At 69.3% G+C, this 19,603-nt stretch carries 15 protein-coding genes; 8 read left to right on the top strand and 7 right to left on the bottom strand.

Going from position 1 to position 19,603, the window contains the following annotated elements; translation table 11 throughout:
* Positions 1–415: 415 nt before the first annotated feature.
* From pomA to ACX93N_RS02965, 3 genes are read left to right on the top strand one after another with little or no spacing between them, the layout of a single operon-like run.
* Positions 416–1,183: a flagellar motor protein PomA gene (gene pomA / locus ACX93N_RS02975; RefSeq protein WP_459426900.1), complete on the top strand. Its 768-nt coding sequence runs from the start codon at positions 416–418 to the stop codon at positions 1,181–1,183.
* A complete protein-coding gene (locus ACX93N_RS02970; protein WP_459426899.1) occupies positions 1,180–2,055 on the top strand; it encodes a MotB family protein in 876 nt (291 codons plus the stop codon). The genes pomA and ACX93N_RS02970 overlap by 4 nt, the downstream gene beginning before the upstream one ends.
* A complete protein-coding gene (locus ACX93N_RS02965; RefSeq protein WP_459426898.1) occupies positions 2,052–2,627 on the top strand; it encodes a PilZ domain-containing protein in 576 nt (191 codons plus the stop codon). The genes ACX93N_RS02970 and ACX93N_RS02965 overlap by 4 nt, the downstream gene beginning before the upstream one ends.
* On the opposite strand, the gene ACX93N_RS02960 is transcribed toward ACX93N_RS02965, so the two are convergent.
* The 6 genes from ACX93N_RS02960 to ACX93N_RS02935 all read right to left on the bottom strand — a co-directional run bounded on the left by ACX93N_RS02960 (position 2,624) and on the right by ACX93N_RS02935 (position 12,801).
* Entirely contained in the window at positions 2,624–3,001 is a 378-nt protein-coding gene (locus ACX93N_RS02960; protein WP_459426942.1) for a response regulator, read from the bottom strand. The two genes, ACX93N_RS02965 and ACX93N_RS02960, sit on opposite strands and share 4 nt — an antisense overlap.
* A complete protein-coding gene (locus ACX93N_RS02955; RefSeq protein WP_459426897.1) occupies positions 3,001–4,617 on the bottom strand; it encodes a GAF domain-containing sensor histidine kinase in 1,617 nt (538 codons plus the stop codon). Before ACX93N_RS02955 ends, ACX93N_RS02960 begins: the two co-directional genes overlap by 1 nt.
* Positions 4,617–7,244, bottom strand: coding sequence for a sensor histidine kinase (locus tag ACX93N_RS02950; RefSeq protein ID WP_459426896.1), 2,628 nt, complete (start codon positions 7,242–7,244; stop codon positions 4,617–4,619). The genes ACX93N_RS02955 and ACX93N_RS02950 overlap by 1 nt, the downstream gene beginning before the upstream one ends.
* Positions 7,241–10,327 carry a response regulator gene (locus tag ACX93N_RS02945; RefSeq protein ID WP_459426895.1) on the bottom strand — a complete coding sequence of 1,029 codons (3,087 nt, stop codon included), beginning with the start codon at positions 10,325–10,327 and terminating at the stop codon, positions 7,241–7,243. Before ACX93N_RS02945 ends, ACX93N_RS02950 begins: the two co-directional genes overlap by 4 nt.
* Positions 10,328–10,464: 137 nt before the next feature.
* Positions 10,465–12,024, bottom strand: a complete 1,560-nt coding sequence (locus ACX93N_RS02940) for an AarF/UbiB family protein (protein WP_459426894.1) — start codon at positions 12,022–12,024, stop codon at positions 10,465–10,467.
* A 9-nt stretch (positions 12,025–12,033) separates the two neighbouring features.
* Positions 12,034–12,801, bottom strand: coding sequence for a hypothetical protein (locus tag ACX93N_RS02935; protein WP_459426893.1), 768 nt, complete (start codon positions 12,799–12,801; stop codon positions 12,034–12,036).
* 479 nt (positions 12,802–13,280) lie between these two features.
* Here ACX93N_RS02935 and ACX93N_RS02930 point away from each other — a divergent pair, with 479 nt between their 5' ends.
* The 4 genes from ACX93N_RS02930 to ACX93N_RS02915 all read left to right on the top strand — a co-directional run bounded on the left by ACX93N_RS02930 (position 13,281) and on the right by ACX93N_RS02915 (position 17,653).
* On the top strand, positions 13,281–14,018 hold the full coding sequence (locus ACX93N_RS02930; RefSeq protein WP_459426892.1) for an ATP-dependent zinc protease family protein: 738 nt from the start codon (positions 13,281–13,283) through the stop codon (positions 14,016–14,018).
* Positions 14,015–15,532 (top strand): inactive transglutaminase family protein, encoded by a 1,518-nt coding sequence (locus ACX93N_RS02925; protein WP_459426891.1) that lies wholly within the window; start codon positions 14,015–14,017, stop codon positions 15,530–15,532. The genes ACX93N_RS02930 and ACX93N_RS02925 overlap by 4 nt, the downstream gene beginning before the upstream one ends.
* Entirely contained in the window at positions 15,529–16,482 is a 954-nt protein-coding gene (locus ACX93N_RS02920; RefSeq protein WP_459426890.1) for an alpha-L-glutamate ligase-like protein, read from the top strand. The genes ACX93N_RS02925 and ACX93N_RS02920 overlap by 4 nt, the downstream gene beginning before the upstream one ends.
* 175 nt (positions 16,483–16,657) lie before the next feature.
* Positions 16,658–17,653, top strand: a complete 996-nt coding sequence (locus tag ACX93N_RS02915) for a cytochrome-c peroxidase (protein WP_459426889.1) — start codon at positions 16,658–16,660, stop codon at positions 17,651–17,653.
* 291 nt (positions 17,654–17,944) lie between these two features.
* On the opposite strand, the gene ACX93N_RS02910 is transcribed toward ACX93N_RS02915, so the two are convergent.
* Positions 17,945–18,364, bottom strand: coding sequence for a hypothetical protein (locus ACX93N_RS02910; RefSeq protein ID WP_459426888.1), 420 nt, complete (start codon positions 18,362–18,364; stop codon positions 17,945–17,947).
* 219 nt (positions 18,365–18,583) lie between these two features.
* Between ACX93N_RS02910 and ACX93N_RS02905 the strand changes: the two genes are divergently transcribed.
* A complete protein-coding gene (locus ACX93N_RS02905; protein ID WP_459426887.1) occupies positions 18,584–19,597 on the top strand; it encodes a DUF6607 family protein in 1,014 nt (337 codons plus the stop codon).
* The last annotated feature ends 6 nt before the right edge of the window (positions 19,598–19,603 follow it).

Below are 19,603 nucleotides of genomic sequence, written 5' to 3'. Positions count from 1 at the left end.
AGCCCCGCCCGGGCTTTGTCCACCCCGGGCTGTCGCCGACAGGGGCGCCCATGCCGTCCTGACCTGCAGCGGCCGGCCGGCGAGGGCGGGCCGCCTCCCAAAGGTGACCAGATGTCGATGGAAAAATAAAGCTTTTGTTGTGACGCAAATGGGTACCCGTGCCGCCGGGGCGGCCGGGGGAGCGACCCGGCCGTCGCCGCCGGCTCGGCAGGGCCCGGTGACGTCGCCGGCAGGACCGCTGGACGGCCCTCACCGGCTCCAATACGATCGTCTACCTCCGGGGCAATGACCGGGAAGAGCGTTCGCGGGCGGTGTGCTGTCCGGGTTACGCCCGGGTCCGGGGGTTGCGATATACTCCCCTGCGCCTGGACTCCCCGCAGCCTGCGGCGCTGGAAACCGACAAGGAACAGACACTATGGACCTGGCGACATTACTGGGGATGGTTGGTGCCCTCGGCGTGGTGATGGCGGCGATCATCACCGGTGGTTCGCCCGTCATCTTCATCAACGTCCCCTCGGTCCTGATCGTGCTCGCCGGGACCATGCTGGTGGTGATGATCAAGTTCGACCTCGGCCACTTCCTCGGCGCCTTCAAGGTCGCCCTCGGCGCCTTCTCCAAGAAACTCGAGAATCCCGAGGACATCGTGCAGAAGATCATCGAGCTGGCGACCATCGCCCGCAAGGACGGCCTGCTCGCCCTCGAGAACGTCGAGATCGAGAACGAGTTCCTGCAGCACGGTGTGCAGATGGTGTCCGACGGCCACGCCCCGGATGTCGTCAACACCCTCCTCACCAAGGACCTGCAGCAGACCATCGACCGCCACCAGTGGAGCGCCAAGGTGTTCACGGCGACCGGCGATGTCGCGCCGGCCATGGGCATGATCGGCACGCTCATCGGCCTCGTGCAGATGCTGTCGACCATGAACGATCCGAAAACCATCGGCCCGGCCATGGCCATCGCCCTGCTGACGACGCTCTACGGCGCCATTCTCGCCAACATGGTGGCCTTTCCCATCGCCGACAAGCTCAACCTGCGCAAGGTGGAGGAGGGGCGGATCAAGGCGATCTGCATCGACGGCCTGCTGGCGATCCAGGACGGGCAGAACCCGCGGGTGATCGAGTCCATGCTCAAGACCTACCTCGCCCCCGCCAAGCGCGAGGGGGATGAGAAGAGCGCCGCATGATCGATTTCGGCTCGGAGGAGGAAGAGAACCGGGGGGCGCCCCAGTGGATGGCGACCTTCGCCGACCTGATGTCCCTGCTGCTGGCTTTCTTCGTGCTGCTGTTGTCTTTCTCCAAGATGGATCTCGAGCGCTACAAGACCATCGCCGGCTCCATGAAAATGGCTTTCGGCGTGCAGCAGGAGATGCAGGTCGAGGATATCCCCAAGGGCACGAGCATCATTGCCCGCGAGTTCAGCCCGGGCCAGGCGCGCCCGACACCGATCCGCCAGCTCCAGCAGCAGACGGCGGACACCAGCCGTCCCGATCTGCAGGTGGGCAATCCCGACGCGCCCCCCCTGACCGCGGAGGAGGCCGAAAAGGCCCGGGAGCTGCTGGAGAAACAGCTCGCCGCGCTGGAGCGCGAGACCGCCGCCGACGCCGAGCGGCTCCGCGAGCTGTTCGAGGAAGAGATCCGCGAGGGCCAGATCGAGATCGAGACGAACGGCCGCTTCATTACCATCCGCATCCGCGAGAACGCCTCCTTTCCCTCGGGGTCCGCCACGCTGACGGAGGGTTTCCTGCCGGTCATGGGCAAGCTGCGCACGGCGCTGGCGGACATTCCCGGCGAGATCGCCATCGAGGGCCACACGGACAACGTGCCCATCAGCTCCAGCACGTTTCCCTCGAACTGGGCCCTGTCCGCCGGCCGCGCCGTGTCGGTGACCCACGAGCTTTTGCGCGAGCCCGGTCTCGAGGACCGGCGCATGCGGGTCGTGGGCTACGGGGAGATCCACCCGCTGGCGGATAACGACACGGACGAGGGGCGCGCCAGCAACCGGCGCGTGGAGATTGTCGTCCGCCAGCCACTGGTCGAAGGCGAGGAGGCACCATGAGCAGCGAGCGCGAACGCCGGGAGTACTACCGCATCGACGACGTCCTGCCGCTCTGGCACACGCCTGTTCCGGAACCCGGGGGCGGGGCCGCGGATGCCGGGCCGCAGGACCCGCTCGCGCAACTCGACAGCGAGCTGAACGATGCCATCAACCACGTCTTCCAGGCGGATCCGGCGGCCGGCCAGGCGCTGGGGCTGCTCAACCGCAAGCTGGACCTGCTCGCGGCGCTGCTGCCGGGGCGGGCCGGCGACGGCGAGCGCCGCCACGTTCCCACCGCCGTGAACGTCAGCGGCAGCGGCATCGCCTTCGATAGCTGCGAGCCGCTGCCGGTCGGTGCGCGGCGGCGCCTCGGGCTCCTGCTTCAGCCCTCGCAGGTGGCCGTGGAACTGGATGGCACGGTGCAGGAGAGCGAGGCGAGCGACAACCCGGCTATGCCCTATCGCATCCGCGTGGCCTTCGACGACGACGAGTTCTCCCAGGAGCAGATCATCCGCTACGTGGTCCAGCGCCAGGCGATGCGCAGGGCGGAGGAAGTGGCCGCAGAAGGCGGAGACAGCCCGCCGGACAGCTAGGTCGCCCAGAGGGCCCGGACCTGCTCGGCCAGGGTCATCGGGTCGAAGGGCTTGGCGATCACGCCCCGGGCGCCCAGGCCCTTGAGTCGAGCGACCTCCCCGGGCTGTACCTTGGCGGTGAGGAAGGCAGCGGGCGTGTCCGCCAGCGCCGGCAGTTCACGCAGGGCCGCCAGGGTGGCCGGCCCGTCCATGGCGGGCATCATCACGTCGAGCAGAACAAGGTCCGGGGCGAAGGCCTCCGCCGCTGCCAGGGCTTCGGCGCCGCTGGCGCAGAGTAGAACCTCGAAGCCGCCGACGGTCTCCAGGGCGAGCCCGGCCACGGCCCGGATGTCGGGGTCGTCTTCCACCAGGAGCAGCCGCCGCAGCGCGCGCATCACCGGTGCTCGCCGCCGGTGCCCGGCGCCGCCGTGTTTGCGCGCAGCGCCGGCTCGCCCGCGGGCAGCTCGAACCAGAACGTGGCGCCTTCGCCCTCCACGGAGTCGACGCCGACCCGGCCGCCCATGTGCTCAAGCAACTCGCGGGTTATCGCGAGGCCCAGCCCGGTGCCGCCCCGCTGGCGCGTATCGGAACTGTCCGCCTGGGAGAAACGCTCAAAGATCCGCCCGCGGAAGGCCGCCGGAATGCCGGGGCCCCGGTCGATGACCGCGACGCGCACCGGGTTGCCGGAGGCCTGCAGCACCACGCGAACCATCGCGTCCCGGGGGGAGAACTTGATCGCATTGGACAGCAGGTTGGCCAGGACCTGCTCCAGCCGCCGGGCATCGACCCGTACCTCGGGGCTGGCCGCCGTGACTTCAAGGCGCAATGCCACGCCGTGCTCGGCGGCGTGGCTGCGCTGGTTCTCCAGCGCCTGTTCGAGGAGCGGCACCAGGGGCCGCAGCTCCGCCTCGAAGCGCAGCTTCCCGGCGCTGATCTTCTCGAAATCGAGGAGGTCGTTGATCAGGTGGGAAAGCCGCTGGCCATTGCGGTAGGCGGTGTCGACCAGCTGTCGCATCGGTTCCGGCAGTTCGCCCTGGCTTCTGCCGGCGAGCAGCCCGAGGGCGCCGGTGATCGAGGTCAGCGGCGTGCGCAGCTCGTGGCTGACTGTGGCGACGAACTCGCTCTTGATGCGCTCGGCGCGCCTGCGCTCGGAGATATCCTCGACCATGGACCAGATGAGCTTCCGGCCGCCGTCGTCGCGCAGCATCATGCCGTTCAGCCGCACCGGGTAGCGGCTGCCGTCCTTGCGCAGATACTCCTTCTCGAAGGGGCCGTAGCGGCCGGTGCGCGCCAGGCTTTCCCGCTGCTGCGCCTCCTGCGGTCCGTATTCGGCCGGTGTCAGGTCCCAGTAGCTCAGCCCGATGAACTCCTCGCGCGTGTAGCCGCTGGGCTGGAGCAGGGCGTCGTTCACCTCGAGGAAGGCGCCGCTGTCGTAGTCGTTCAGGGCGATGCCGATCGGCGACAGGTCGAACAGCGCGCGCAGCCGCTCTTCGCTACTGGCCAGCCGGGCCCGGAGCTGCTTTTCCACGAGCAGGTTGATTTCGTCCTCGACGCAGTCGGCGAGGTCGCGCAGGGCCGCGCGCTCGCCGCTATCGAGGGCGCGCGGCCGGCGGTCGATCAGGCACAGCGTGCCGACCCGGTAGCCCTGCGGCGTATGCAGGGGCGCGCCGGCATAGAAGCGGATATGGGGTGCACCGGTCACCAGGGGATTGTCGGCGAAGCGGGGGTCCTCGCTCGCGTCGCCGACCAGGAACACCGCCTCGTCGAGGATGGCGTAGCCGCAGAAGGAGATGTCACGCGCCGTCTCGCAGGCGTCCAGTCCCTGGCGGGATTTGAACCACTGGCGCTGCTCGTCGACCAGCGAGACCAGGGCAATGGGTACGTCGAAAAGCCGCCGGGCCAGGCGGGTCAGCCGGTCGAAGCGCTCCTCCGGCAGGGTGTCGAGCAGCTTCAGGTCGGCAAGGGCGCGCAGGCGCTGCCGTTCGTCCGCGGGTAGCGGTGGAGCCTGCATCAGGCGGATTCCCCTTCACCGTCGGAGCGTGGCAGCTCGAACCAGAAGGTGCTGCCCTCGCCGGGAGTGCTGTCCACACCGATGCGACCGCCCATGCCCTCGACCAGCTGTTTCGCCAGGGCCAGCCCGATGCCGGTACCCTCGATGGCCTCGTAGGCCGACTCGAGGCGTTCGAAGGGCCGGAAGAGCCGGGCCTGTTCCGCGTCGCTGAGGCCGCGCCCCGTGTCGCGCACACTGACCCGGACCCGCCCTTCGGCGGCCGCCGCGCAGGCCACGGCCAGGGTGCCGCCCTCGCTGTTGTACTTGATCGCATTGGAGAGCAGGTTGAGCAGTACCTGCTTCACCCGCACCGGGTCCGCGGCGACCACGAAGTCGCCGCCGCCGGCGAAGGACGGCGCAATGCCGCGCTGGCGCGCCGTGGTCTCCAGCTGTACCAGGCAGTGCTCGATCGCCGCTCCGAGGGCGACCGGCTCGCGCTTGAATTCCAGGTGTCCGCTCTCGATGCGTGCGAGGTCGAGGGTCTCGTTGACCAGCGTCAGCAGGTGCTCGCCTGCCAGGTGGATCTCGCGCACCTGCTCCCCCTGCCCCGTGCTCAGGGGATCGTCGTCCGCCATTTCCAGCAGCTGCGTGAAGCCCAGGATGGCGTTCAGGGGGGTGCGCAGCTCGTGGCTCATGCGCGACAGGAAGTCGTTCTTCGCGGCGGTGGTGCGCACCGCCTCGTCCCGGGCCCGGCTCAGGGCCGCCACGGCGGCCTTGCGCAGGCTGATATCGCGCGCGAAGGCGAAAAACATGGGCTCTTCATCCAGCTGCACCCGGCTGACGCTGATCTCCACCTCTAGGGTGCTGCCGTCCTTGCGGCGGTGGACCGTGTCGAAGCGGTCGTGGCCCCGGGCCAGCACCCGCTGGATGTGCGCCGCGGTTTCCTCGGGGGTTTCCGCCGCCTCGATATCGGGGAGGCTCAGCGCCAGCAGTTCGGCCTCCCCGTAACCGAGCATCGCGCAGAAGGCCGGGTTGGCCCGCCGGATACGCCCGCTGCCATCGACGGCGAAGAACCCCTCGATCGCGGTGCCGAGGATGGCCTCGTTGCGGTGCAGCTCCCGCTCGAGCTCGGCGGTGCGCTGCGCCACGCGCTGTTCGAGGTCTTCGTTGAGCCGGCGCAGCCGGTCCTCGAGCGACTCGCGCTCGGTGACGTCCATGCCGATGGCCAGCAGGCCGCTCACCCGGCCGTCCCCGTCGCGCAGGGCATCGGCGTACCACTCGATGATCCGCTCCGATCCGTCGCGCGTGGCAATGGGCTCGATGTTACTGCTCACCGCCTCGTCCCGGATGGCACCGGCAAAGAGCCCGCGCACATGCGCCTCCTTTCGGGGGGGCACGCAGCTGGTGAACCATTCCCGGCCGCGGAGCTCGTCGAGCCGATAGCCCGACAACCGCTCGAACCAGCGATTGACGTAGTCGATCCGGCCCTGCGGGTCCAGGAGCAGGATAATCACCGGCGCGGTGTCGATCAGGCGCTTGTTGAAATCCCGTTCCCGCTCCAGCGCTTCCTGCGCCGCCTGGCGCGCCTCGTCATTGCGCACCAGGCCTTCGAGGTACTGCAGTTCGCCGCGGCTGTCGAAGACCCCGCGGCCCTCCTCGTAGCACCAGCGGACCGTACCCGCGCGGTCGATCAGCCGATAGTGCAGCTGGAAGTCCCGGCGTTCCGCGACTGCCGCCTGGACCGTGTCCCAGGCCCGCTCCCGGTCGTCGGGATGAATGAGGTCGGCGAAGCTGATCCGTCCGGCCATGAAGGCCTCCGGGGAGTGTCCGGTCAGTATCTCGCCGCCGCCGGACATGAAGGTCACGGTCCAGTTGCGGTCGTTCCGGCAGCGGTAGACATAGCCGTTGAGGCGGTCCGTGACCCGGCGCAGGGTGGTGGCGGTCAGCGTGGTCGTACGCCGGTGGAAGCCGATGAGCCCGGCGGCGAGGAGCAGCGCCGACAGCGTGTGCATGGTGCCCGGCAGGCCGGACCAGGTGGGCGCCGCCGTCCCCCCCGGCAGCCCCGGGAACAGCTGCTGGACGCCGGGGGCCTCGAACAGTGTCAGCACCGCGTAGCTGAGCATGGCAAGGGTCGCCAGGTACAGCCAGCGGATGATGGCAACCGTGTCCTCGACCCGCATCGTGGTCCTGGCCTGGCAGAACAGGCCGCCGGCCGCGAGCGCCGCGGCCGGCGCCCCCAGCAGGCAATGGGCGGCGATCGCCGGGCCGCTGTCCGGCAGGGTGATGGCCAGGGCCGCGGTGCCGAGGCCCACGGCCCCGTAGACGGGCGGCGCCGTCAGGCGGCCGCGGCCGGGGCCGTCGTTCCACAGGCGCCGTCCGAACTCCAGCAGCGCGAGGAAGGAAGCGAAGAGCAGCGCGATGTCCAGCGGTGCCTGCCAGGGTTCGGCATCGCCGGAGACACCCCGCGGGAAGAACTCCCGCAAGCCGTGCAGGCCGGCGAAGAGGGCCAGCCACCCGACGTGCCGGCCGAGCCCGGTGGCTTCACCGCGGCGCAGGGTCAGCAGAGCCGTCAGGGCGAGCAGGAAAAAGGCCAGGCTGTGCAGCTGGAGGACCAGCGCCGGGAAAACATCCGCCCGCTCGGGGATCACGGCGCCGACTCGCCCAGGTAGCGGTTCACTGTCTCGACGAAACGCGGGACGTCGAGGGGCTTGGTCAGGTAGTCGCTGAAGCCCGAGGCCATGCCGCGCTCGATATCACGGGGGATTGCGTTGGCGGTCAGCGCGACCACCGGGACATTGCGCAGGCTGTCCGAGGCCTTGAAGACCTCCAGGACCTGGTACCCGTCCATGGTGGGCAGGTTGATGTCCAGCAGGATCAGGTCCGGCTGCTGGCCCAGCGCCAGCTCGATGCCGCGGGCGGGGGTCGAGGCGGTGAGCAGCCGGAGCGGCGGCCGCTGCTCGAGGAGCTGCGCCACCATCCTGAGGTTGGCGGGATTGTCCTCGATATAGAGCAGCGTCGGGCTGCTGTCAGCGTCTGCCTCAGCGCTCGTAGCGGCCACCTCGGCCGTTGCGGTGTCGGCCTGGACGGTCGCCGGGGGCGGTGCCCCGGCGGGCAGGTCGATCCAAAAGCTGCTGCCCACGCCCGCTTCGCTCTCGACATCCACGGTTCCCCCCATGATCTCGACCAGGTGACGGGTGATGCTGAGGCCGACGCCGGTACCCTCGATGCCCGTGCTCTCGGCACCAAGGCGGTTGAAGGGCTGGAACAGCTCGGGCAGCTTCTCCGCCGGGATGCCCCGGCCGCTGTCGGTCACCCGGATGCGCAACCGGCCCTCGCCATCGGCGTCCGCCGCCAGCCGTACCGTTCCGTCTTCGCGGTTGTACTTGACGGCGTTGGAGAGCAGGTTGAGCAACGCCTGCTTCAGCCGCATCCGGTCGGCCTGAACCACGGCGCCCTCCGTCCCCTCCCGGGCGACGGTGATGCCGCGCAGCGCTGCCTGCGGCCCGACCAGGGCGAGGCATTCATCGACGACGGGGCCGAGGTCCACGGCCTCGATCGAGAGCTCCATCCTGCCCGATTCGACCTTGGCCAGGTCCAGGACCTCGTTGATCAGCTCGAGCAGGTGGTGGCCGGCCTTGAGCATTTCATCCACGCTCTCCCGCTGCTCCCCGTCGAGCTTCTCGTCGTAGGCCAGCAGCTGGCCGAAGCCGAGGATCGCGTTCATGGGCGTACGCAGTTCGTGGCTCATGCTGGAGAGGAAGGCGGACTTGGCCTGGTTGGCCTCGTCGGCCGCCCGCAGGGCGGCGACCAGGGTCTGCTCGAACTCCACGCGCTCGCTGACGTCCTGCACGGTGCCCGTCAGCCGCAGCGGTCTGCCCTCCGCGTCACGATCCATCCGCGCCCGTTCGTGCAGGTGGCGGATCGAGCCGTCGGGCCGGGTGATGCGATAGATCTGGTCCCGGTACCCCGACGCTGCCGCCAGGCGCTCGTTCTCCCGGACCTGGGCCCGGTCGTCCGGGTGCACCGCCGCCTCGAAGACCTCGAAGGTCGGCGTGAAGCCGCCGGGCTCGTGGCCGAAGATCCGGTAGACCTCGTCGGACCAGGCCAGTTCGCGGCTTGCGAAGTCGGCGGTCCAGCTGCCGATGGATGCCAGCCGCTGGGCCTCCACCAGCTGCCGCTCCCGCTCGCCCAGGGCGAGCTCGGCGAGGCGGCGCTCAGTGATGTCCGTGCGGATCGAGACATACTGGTAGGGCCTGCCATCCTCGTCGAGGAAGGGCGTGATCGTGGATTCGACCCAGTAGGGCTCGCCGCTCTTGCGCCGGTTGCAGAGGACGCCCTGCCAGACCTTCCCTCCGGCGATGGTGCGCCAGAGGTCCCGGTAGAACGCCGGCGGGTGTTCGCCGGACTTGACGATGCGGTGGTTCTGGCCGAGCAACTCGTCGAGGCGGTAGCCGCTGACCCGGCAGAACATCTCGTTGGCGTAGGTGATGCGGCCCGCGGCGTCGGTGGCGCTGACCAGCGCGTGCCGGTTCAGTGCCAGGTGTTCGCGCTCGCGCTCGTAGAGCGTCAGCTCCAGGCGCCGCTGTACCGCGGCGCTCTGCCGCGCGCGCCGCGCCCGGGCCGTGACCGCAGAGACGAGGTGTTCGGAGGACACCGGCTTGGTGAGAAAGTCGTCGCCGCCCAGGTTCAGCGCCAGCAGCTGCTGGTCGCTATCGGTTTCCGCGGACAGGAACAGGATCGGCAGATCCGGGAAGTCGTCGCTGTCGCGCACCAGGGCGGCCAGCTCCAGGCCGCTGATATCCGGCATGTAGATGTCCAGCACCAGGGCATCGGGGCGGAAGTCCTCCAGGGCCCTCAAGGTGTCGCGCGGCTCCTCCACGGCCCGGACGGTCATGCCGGCCGCGCGCAAGGCCGCGGCCCCGGCCTCCAGCAGCAGGGGGTCATCATCGACCAGGAGCACCCGGTAGGGCTCCGCCGGGACGCGCTCGGTGAACGCGTCCAGCAGGTCGATCAACACCGCGGGCATGAACGGCTTGCGCAGGTAGCGGCAGGCGCCGGCCCGGCAGGCCGCGAGGCGGAGTTCCAGGTCGTCGCTGGTCGAGGTGACGACCAGTGGCGGGCAGTCTTCCCGGGTGGTCTTCAGCGCCCCGAGGAGTTCGACCCCGGCGGTGTCGCTCCCGGGCGCATCCATCGTGACGACGACTGCGTCGGGGCGTTCCTTCCCGGCGAGTGCTGTGCTCAGTGCGCCGGGGTCGTTGAACAGGCGCACCCGGTAGCCGACCCCACGCAGGGCGGTCGCGAGCTGCCTCGCCTCTTCCCGGTCCGTTTCCAGCAGCGAGATCAGTGGCCGGCGCTCGCTGTGTTGCCGGGCCGCGGGTGGCGGCAGGGTGGGGGCTCTTTCCTGCAGCGTGTCGGCTGCCAGCCGCTCGAGGCGCGCCAGTGCCTCGCCGAGGGCGGCCCAGGTCGCGTCGTCCGGCTGCGTGCCGGCTTCCAGCATTGCCTTGAGCCCCTGTTCGACCTGCCGTGCCGCGCTCGACAGCGAAGGCAGCCCGAAGGTTCCGGCGCTCCCGGTCAGGCTGTGAAGCCTGTGGTGCAGGGTGCGGGCCGCGGCAGGCTGCCACGCCGGGGGGGCGAGCTCCCGGTGCAGGACGCGCAGTTCCGCGAGCCGGTCCGGAAGCTCTTCGGCGAAGCGGCGTTGCAGGGCCTGCAGCGGGTTTCCTTTGGGAGACATGGTGTGGAACTCGTTTCCGGAACGGCGGCCAGCCTGAATCGGTGCACGGCACTGGGAAGTGTACCCCGAGGCAGCGCGCCCATCATCTCAATAACCCGGCTCGTCGCAACCCCGGGGCCGCCGGCGGTCAGCAGGCGCTACTGCAGCCAGATCCGGTAGCGCTTCGGCCCTTTCTCGAAGCACATGATCTCGCGTGGGGAGACGCCGTGCGCCCGGATGTCGTCCATGATCGCGGGCAGGTCCCAGTCGTCTGACTCCCGCAGGTACGCCAGCGTGTCCTCCGGGATGAGCTCCTCCAGCCGGAGCACGGCCTCGGCCGGCATGGACAGGTCGACGATGCTGTCCTGGCCCTCCGACACGTTGACGCGGAGGTAATCCGCGAGCCGGACCGAGGAAAGCACCTGCCGCGCCCGCGCGGCGATGTCCGGCGCCACCGGGGGAACGGCCATGGCGCGCGCCTCCGCGATCACCTCCGCCGCCAGCACCTCGTGCAGGACCTGCCACCACTTCATCCCCGCCCGCAGTTCGTTGAGCTGCTGCGCGAGACCGAAGAAGCCGCGGAGCAGCAGGATATGGGAGGGTGGCCCGGAGGCACGGAACCACCACCTGTTCTCGCCCAGCAGGCTTTCGAAGCGGGCTTTCAGGTCCCAGTGCTGAATGAAGAAATTCTGTTCTTCCTTGAACGGCGCGAAAAGGATATGCGCCAGCGTGCCCAGGCCGCCGGAGATGAGCGCCAGCTTCTCGGCGTCGAAGCCCATGGCGCCAAAGGCGTCGAGGGCGTTCAGGTCCTCGCCCTCGCGCACCGCGATGATCGTGCGCAGGAGCGCCATGCGCTCGGACCGGGCCACCGGCACCGTGCAGCCGAAGTCCATCAGCACCACCTCCGGTGAGCCGTCGGCGCGCTTGCGGAAGGCATAGTTGCCGGCGTGCGGGTCGCCGTGGACCTCGCCGACCTCGATCATGCTCTTGAGCAGGGTGCCGAGGAGGGTGCGCCCGATGGCGGCGCGCGCGTCCACCGGCCAGGTCGCCGCCCGCGCCAGCGGAACCCCCGACTCCCAGGCCTGGGTCAGGACCCGCGCCGTGGTGAATTCGGGAAAGACTTCCGGCACCACGAGGCCGGGGATGCGGACGGCCTCGCGGAAGCGCCGCTGCCGCCCGGCCTCGTTGCGGTAGTCGAGCTCGCGGACCATGTTGTCTTTCAGGGCGCGCTTGTAGCCGTCGAGATCGAAACCCCATTTGCGCACCGGCCCGACGCCGGGCATCAGGCCGAACAGCCGCATTTCCCCATCGATGGCATCGGCGATGAAGGGGTACTGGATCTTGACCGCGACATCGGTGCCGTCCGGCAGGGTCCCCCGGTGCACCTGGCCCAGGGAGGCCGCGTGCTCGGATTCGCGCAGGTCCGCAAAAACCTGTTCCGCCGGCCTGCCGAACTCCGCCTCGATCACCGGCAGCATGTCCGCCAGGGGCAGCGGCTCGATGGAGTGCACCAGGTCGCTGAACGCGTCGCCGTGCTCTCCGGCCGCCATGAGCTGGCCGAACTTCATGGTGACACCGCGGGAGTCCGCGAACATGGCCGCCAGCGCCCGTCGTGCCTTGTCGCGGGTGTCGGGGTCGTCGGCGTTCTTCAGCTTGCGGGCAGCGAGGCCGATCCTCGCTGCCCGCACGCCCCGGTCGAGGAAGTTCGAAGCAGCCATCGATTGCCCTCAGTGCCTGGCGCGGGTTTCGCGCCAGGCGGCCTCGAACGGCGTCTCGGGAAAGTGACTCTGCCGGGCGGGCCGCACGCGCGGTGCGAAATAGTCGATGTATTGCGACGTCCAATGGTCCCAGAGCCGGGGGTCATCGCGGCCCCAGTCGCGGTAACAGGCCTTGAGCCTGTCGAAGACGTCCGGCGCGGCCGCAACCTCGCCGGCCGGGACCGTGGCTTCCAGGAGGGGCGGGCCCTTGCCCCGGTAGGGGTCGACGTAGACCGTGACGCGCCGCAGCGGGGTGACCGCGTCGCCGTCGACGTCGGCCTCGAACACGAGGTCGAGGCGGTCCCGGTGGCGGCGCTTTTCGTTGACACGGCCGAGGCTCAGCATCACGCCCTCGCGCAGGCCTTCCCGGGAATCCGCTTCGTGAAAGAAGAGGAAGCCCATCAGCTTCTCCCGCGCCGCCGGTCCATCGTCGAGGAGCTCGTCGATGAAGTCCCGCGCCTCGCCCTCCTGGGTGAAGGCAGGCGAGGCCAGCACGGCCCGGGCATCCGCCACCAGTTCCCCGTCCCGCGTGAAGTCGAGCCGGTAGCTCTGGAAGTTGCGCACGCCGTACTTGTTCCAGGGCCGGGACCAGCCGATCTTGCGTGCCGCCCGGTAGGCTTCAAAGGCGTTCATGATCGCACGCAGGACCGCCGGGGGCTGCGAACGCCTGTTGAGCGCATTCATCGCTGCCCGGTAGGCTTCGCCGTCCCTGATCTCGTAGGTGGCGTCTCCGTCCATCGGCCGCTCCCGGTCTGCCTGCGAGTTGCTGTGGGTTGCTGTGGCGGGGTGAGCGCTGCTTCGGGCCCCTTCCTGCGGGGAAGTGGCCACGCGACACCCGGTGTTGAGTGTAAACTACCCATCGCCGCCCCGCAGCAGGCGCGCTGCCCCGACGGGGGCAGGTCTCAAGGACCCGTTCCGCCGTCCCCGGCGGGGGGGCTGCCCGGGAGACCGGGGTGCGGCCCCCTCCGCCCGGGTTTTCCTGCGCGCTTTCCTCGGGGCTTTCCTCCCGGTGACGAAACACCGGAAACAGGGTATGTTGCGGTGCATGAACTGCCTGCATACGACTATCGGCTGAAAGGTCGCCGGCCGGGCACGTCTCGGGCCGGCAGCCGGTGCCTGGGCGCCCGGTTCCTTCGCGGCCTTGTGAACAAGGGATGACAGCAACCATGGATCGGCCCGGTGCGCCCCCGGCGCGGTGGCGGGGAATTCCGTCGGCATTGTTTCTGCCGATGCTGCTCTCCGCCTGCGCGGGGCTGCCCTCGGTGGAGCCCGACGGCCAAAGCGTGCATGAGCGCATCGATCGCGTGGCGGAGGAACTGGCCGGGCTTGCGGCGGATCTCGAGGCCGCGCGGGAAGAGCGCCGGAACCTGGCCGGAAACGTGGCAGCGGCGCAGGCTGCGCTCTCCGCTTTGCCCCCGAAGCTTGACGCCCTGGAGCAGCTCGTCGCTACAGAAAAGCCGCCGCCGGCCCCGGCGTCCGGCTGCGAGCCCGCGGAAGCCGCCGACGCCCTGGCGGACAAGCAGGTGGTCGGCCGCCGCGAGGAAGTCTGGATCGAGGATCTGCAGCTGGCGCTGCCGGCACGCATCGATACCGGGGCCGAGACCGCCTCCCTGGATGCCCGCGCGATACGCGAGTTCGAGCGTGACGGCGACGAGTGGGTCCGCTTTGACATCGTCCATCCCGGGACCGGGGAGCCCCTTACCCTGGAACGCCCCGTCGCCCGCGTCGTGCGCATCCTCCAGTCCACCTCCGAAGAGGCGGAGCGGCGCGTGGTCATCGAGCTCGGCATCGTCCTCGGCGAGGTGCGGCAGATGGCCGAATTCACCCTCAGCGACCGCAGCCACCTGGATTTCCAGATGCTCGTCGGCCGAAATATCCTCAAGGACCTGATGGTCGTCGACGTGGGCCAGTCCAATATCGCGCCCTACCGCGCGGCCGAGCCGCCCGCTCCGTGAGCCCGCGCGTCACCTTTTTTGGCACGGTGGCGCTCCTCGCCGCCTCGGGCATCCTCATCGCGATCCTGCGCTTCCTGGAAACGGGTACGCCCTTCCTGCCGGGGCAGGAGCGCTCGGTCTGGCAGGTGGAGGCGCGGGTGGATCTCGTGGCCCTCGGTGGCCCGGTCACCGTGAGCCTGTCCGTGCCCGAGGAACTGCCGCAGTTCACGGTGACCCAGGAGCAGGCCGCTTCCCCCGGCTACGGCTTCGCCATCGTGGAAGACGGCGGCGACCGGCGGGCGGAGTGGACGCGGCGGGAGGCGCAGGGCGCGCAATCGCTCTACTATTCGGCCCAGTTCCTGCCCCGCCCGCGGGCACCCGCGGCGCCGCCACCGGAACGGCCGCGGCCGGACTCCGTGTTCTGGACCGAGGTGCAGGGCACCGCCGCGGCGGAACTCCTGGCCCGGGCCGGGGAGACGAGCAGCGACCCGTCGAGTCTCGCCCGGGAACTCGTCAAGCTCATGGCGGCCCGCCAGGGCGACCAGAATGCCGCGCTGCTCCTGGGCCAGGCCGAGTCCCGCGCCGCGCTTCTGAACAAGCTCCTCAACGATGCCGGCGTGCCGGCGCGGCAGGTGCTCGCGCTGCAGCTGGAGGACGCGCGCCGCCGCCAGGACCTGAGGCCCATGGTGGAGGTTTTCCAGGCCGGCGAGTGGACGCTCATCGACCCGCAGACCGGGGCTGCCGGCGTCCCGGAAGACCTGCTCCTCTGGCACCGCAGGGGCCGCTCCCTCATCGACGTGAGCGGCGCCCGCCAGTCCCGGGTGAACTTCTCCATGCTGCGCCAGTCCGTGCCGGCGGAGACGCTTGCGCGGGCGGCGGCCGGCGACAGCGCCTTCTACAAGGTCGGGCTGCACAGCCTGCCCATCGAGGAGCAGGGCATGTTCAAGATGCTCCTGCTCCTGCCCCTGGGGGCGATGGTGGTGGTCTTCATGCGGGTCCTCGTGGGCGTCCGTACCGCGGGCACCTTCATGCCCGTCCTCATCGCCCTGGCGTTCCTGCAGACATCCCTGCTGCCGGGGCTGGCGAGCTTCATTTCCGTCGTCGCCCTGGGCCTCATGATGCGCGGCTACCTGTCGCGGCTGAACCTCCTGCTGGTCGCGCGGATCGCGACGCTCATCGTGCTGGTGATCTTCATCATCTCGGCGCTGAGCATTCTCGGCTATCAGCTCGGCTACAGCACCGGCATGATCATCACCTTCTTCCCGATGATCATCATCGCCTGGACCATCGAACGTATGAGTATTCTCCGGGAGGAGGAGGGGGGACGCGAGGTACTGGTACAGGGTGCCGGCAGCCTGGTCGTTGCCGTCGCGGCCTATGCCCTCATGCGCTGGCCCCTGGTGCAGCACCTCACCTTCAACTTCCCGGAGCTGAATCTCGTGCTGCTCGCCGCAATCCTGGCCATGGGGCAGTACACCGGCTACAAGCTGTCGGAACTGCGCCGCTTCCACGCCATCGAGGAGGAGTGGCGGTGAGGCGCTGGGTTTCACCGCGGCGTCTCGAGCGCTACGGTATGCTCGGCATGAACGCGCGCAACCTCGACTTCGTCCAGCGCTACAACGAGCGTTCGCACTTTCCGCTGGTGGACGACAAGCTGCGCACCAAGCTCCTCGCGGAGGAGCATGGCGTGCCGACGCCCTCCCTGCGCCTGGTCCTGCGCGCCCAGCACCAGGTCGGGCGCGTGGGCAGCCGGCTGGAGGCCCTCGAGGGCTTTGCGATGAAGCCCGCCAAGGGCTCGGGCGGCAAGGGCATCTGGGTCATCCGGCGCCAGGATGAAGACGGGTGGGTCAAGGCCTCCGGCGCCCGGGTGGGCCTCGCCGACCTGCAGCGGCACCTGTCCAACACGCTCGCCGGGCTCTATTCCCTCGGCGGCAATCCGGACGCGGTGCTGCTGGAGGACCTGATCAGCGCCGACGACTGTTTCAGCGGCTATTCTTTCGAGGGCGTGCCGGATATTCGGGTCGTCGTCTTCCGCGGCTTTCCGGTGATGGCCATGCTGCGCCTCTCGACCCACGACTCGGACGGCAAGGCCAACCTGCACCAGGGCGCGGTGGGCGTGGGCCTGGCCCTGGACAGTGGCCGCTGCCTGCGCGCGGTGCAGTTCGGCCAGCCGCTGACCCTGCACCCGGACACGGGCCGCCCCCTGGATGCCATCCGCGTTCCGGGCTGGCGTGAGCTGCTGTTGCTCGCGGCACGCTGCCACGACATGACCGGGCTTGGCTACCTCGGGGCAGACCTGGTCCTGGACCGGCAGCGGGGTCCGCTGCTCCTTGAGCTGAACGCCCGGCCCGGCCTGGCCATCCAGATCGCCAACGGCTGCGGCCTGCTGCCGCGGCTGCGCCGCGTGGAGGCACTCGGCGACCGGCGCCTCCCGGAGCCCGCCGAGCGCGTGGCTTGGGCCATGGAAGCCTTTGCGGGCCGCTGATCGGCCGCGGCCTTGATCCAGGTCACTGCACCCGGGCGGTGGATGCTTAAACTGAAAGCTGCCGGGTCGTGCCGCGCGCACGCTCCGGCGAGACCTCAATAACGCTAACAGTCCAGAGAAACATGGCCGGCGCGGAAGGCGTGCGGCAACGCGTTACCGTTATTGGGAGAGATTCATGCAACCCCTGGCAACCCTGAAAGCCCTGGCGGCAGCCGTCGCCCTCAGCGCGCCCCTCGCGCAGGCTGTCGAACCCATCGCTCCGATCGAGCCGCCAACCGGCGTGAACAGCGCCAAGGCGGCAATCGGCAAGCAGCTGTTCTTTGACCCGCGCCTGTCGAAGTCCGGCTTCCTTTCCTGCAATTCCTGCCACAACCTGTCCATGGGCGGCTCGGACAACCTGCCGTCTTCCATCGGTCACGGCTGGCAGCAGGGCCCGATCAACTCGCCGACGGTGCTGAATGCGCGCTACAACGTCGCGCAGTTCTGGGATGGCCGCGCCGGCGACCTCCAGGAGCAGGCTGCGGGACCGATCGCCAACCCGAAGGAAATGGCCATGCCCCACGACCTCGCCCTTGAGGTCATCGCGTCGATTCCCGGCTACCTGGAGGCGTTCGCGGCGGCCTATGGCGACGAGGCTGTGACCCTGGAGCGGGTCACGGAGACCATCGCCGAGTTTGAACGCACCCTGGTGACCCCCGGCGCCCCCTTCGACCGCTGGCTCCAGGGCGACGAGGCCGCGCTCAGTGATGATGAAAAGGCGGGTTACGCCCTGTTCAAGGACAGCGGCTGCACGGCCTGCCATAACGGCCCGGCGGTCGGCGGTGGCATGTTCCAGAAGATGGGCCTGGTCCGGCCCTACGAGACCGACAACCCCGCCCAGGGCCGCTACGCGCTGACCGGCAAGGAAAGTGACCGGATGGTCTTCAAGGTGCCGACGCTGCGCAATGTCGAGCTGACCTATCCCTACTTTCACGACGGGGGCGCCGAGACCCTGGACGAGGCGGTGCGTGTCATGGGCCGGCTGCAGCTCGGCCGCGAGTTCAGCGACAGCGAGGTGGCGCAGCTGGTGGCTTTCCTGAAGTCGCTGACCGGTGAGCTGCCGCAGTTCGCGCTGCCGGTACTGCCCCCGTCCGCGCCGGACACGCCGCGGCCGAACCCCTACGGCCCTTGACCGGAACGAAAACACGCAACTGACCTTTACCCCGCGCGAGCGGGGTTTTTTCGCTCATACGGCGGTGCCAGTTGTGACGGGGCGAGGGCGGGCGTCTTCTCTCAGTCGCTCCCCGATACACGCTTTGTGAGAGAAGACGCCCGCCCCCACCCCTCGCGCCGCAGCTACGTCCAGGGCTGAAGCGGTAGGGGCGGCTGCCGGAAGGTGCGGCCACCAAGCGTGTAACGGGGAGCGACTGAGAGAAAGTTCCCGCGCTCTCCCCGGGATTTTGCGATGGGTTTTACCGCGGCGTCAGCGGTTCAGAAACACCCCGTGCTCGTTGTACCAGCGCTCGTCGAGCTCCCAGCGCACCGCGCGGACATCGTCCTCGGCCTCGACCAGCTTCGCGGCCCGCGACTGCTTTTCCACCAGCGTGTCCTGGGCCGCCATCATGGCCGGGTCGTCGACCGGGGTGTTGCGCAGGGCCGGGAACGCCGTGCGCAGGAACTGCATGACCGGCACCTCCGCTGAGCGCGGGCTGCCCATGATGGCGATGCCGTTGGCGAGGCTCTTTACCCGGAAGGGATAGGGGTACCCGGCGAGCTCCGTATCGGCCGCGAGCATGGCATTGATGTCGGCAACCCGCGTGTCCCGGTTCAGGTACCAGTAGCCGGCGGCGATGATGACCACGGCGACGAGGCCGACGAGATACTTCTTCGCAAAGCTGTCCATGGCTCCTCCTTGTACACGGCAGAGCCGGGATTTTCCCACGGTGTTTCCCGCCAGCGCATGACCCCTGTCAGTGTTTTGTCCCGCTCAACCACCGCCGGGGCACGATTACCGGGCGTTGTTGCAAAAAATAAAAACACGAACAATAATAATTCGTATTCAGTGCCAAGGGTTTTCACGGATGCTGCCGGGGCCGCGGTGGCTGCAACAGGGAGATGGACAATGATAGAAACGACGACCGGGGCCCGGCGCCCCCTGGTGCTGGCGGCGGGGCTGCTGGCAACGGTGCTGCTCGTGACCCTCGGCGGTTGCGCCAGCGGGGGCCCGCGCAGCGCAGAAGCTACCGCTCCCCCGCCGGCCGCGGACCGGGAGGCGATCCTTGCGATGGCGGGCGATTACGCCGTGACCTTCGACTTCGAGGAGACGGTTAGCTTCGATACCGCCTACGAGCCCGCGGAGCCCTACCACTCCGGCGCCTTCGAGGTGGTGCGGGTGATCCGCGACGAGCCCCGCGTGATCGAGCTGCAGCACATCCTGGTCGTGGGTGCCGATGGCAAGCAGCTGCCGGTCAAGCACTGGCGGCAGAAGTGGGTGTACGAGCCGGCCTACGTCTTCGACTACCTCGGTGACAACCGCTGGCGCCGCCGCGACCTGGACCCTGCCGAGGCTGCCGGCCGCTGGGCGCAGTTCGTCTACCAGGTCGATGACAGTCCCCGTTACGCCGCCCTCGGTGACTGGCGGCATGACCGGGGCACGGCTGCCTGGACCTCCGAGCCCGCGCTTCGCCCGCTGCCGCGCCGGGATGCGACCAAGCGCGACGACTACGATGCGATCCGCGCAGTGAACCGCCACGCACTCACGCCGGAAGGCTGGGTGCACGAGCAGGACAACACCAAGCTGCGTCTCGGCGAGGCCGGCCCTGCGCCGCTGGTACGGGAGGTGGGTGTCAATCGCTATGCGCACCACAGCGACTTTGCCGTCGCCATCGCCGAGGATTACTGGCGCGATACCGCCGCCTACTGGGACGCCGTGCGCGAGCTGTGGACGCGCCTGGAACAGGAGCAGGGTGAGATCGGCCTGACGCTCGAGGGCGAGCCGGAGGCGATGTACGCCGACTTCCTCGGCCATGCCGATGCGCTGGCGAGCGGCGAACGGACGCTCGACGGGGCGGTCGCCGACGCCCGGGAGACGCTGCGCCGCTACACGGTCGACAGCACGGCGCTTGCCCGTCGCTGAGGCCGG

The sequence above is a fragment of the Pseudohaliea sp. genome, from assembly GCF_054552115.1.
Note: the sequence above shows the minus strand (reverse complement) of the source record. Positions and strands in the feature narration are given on the sequence as shown.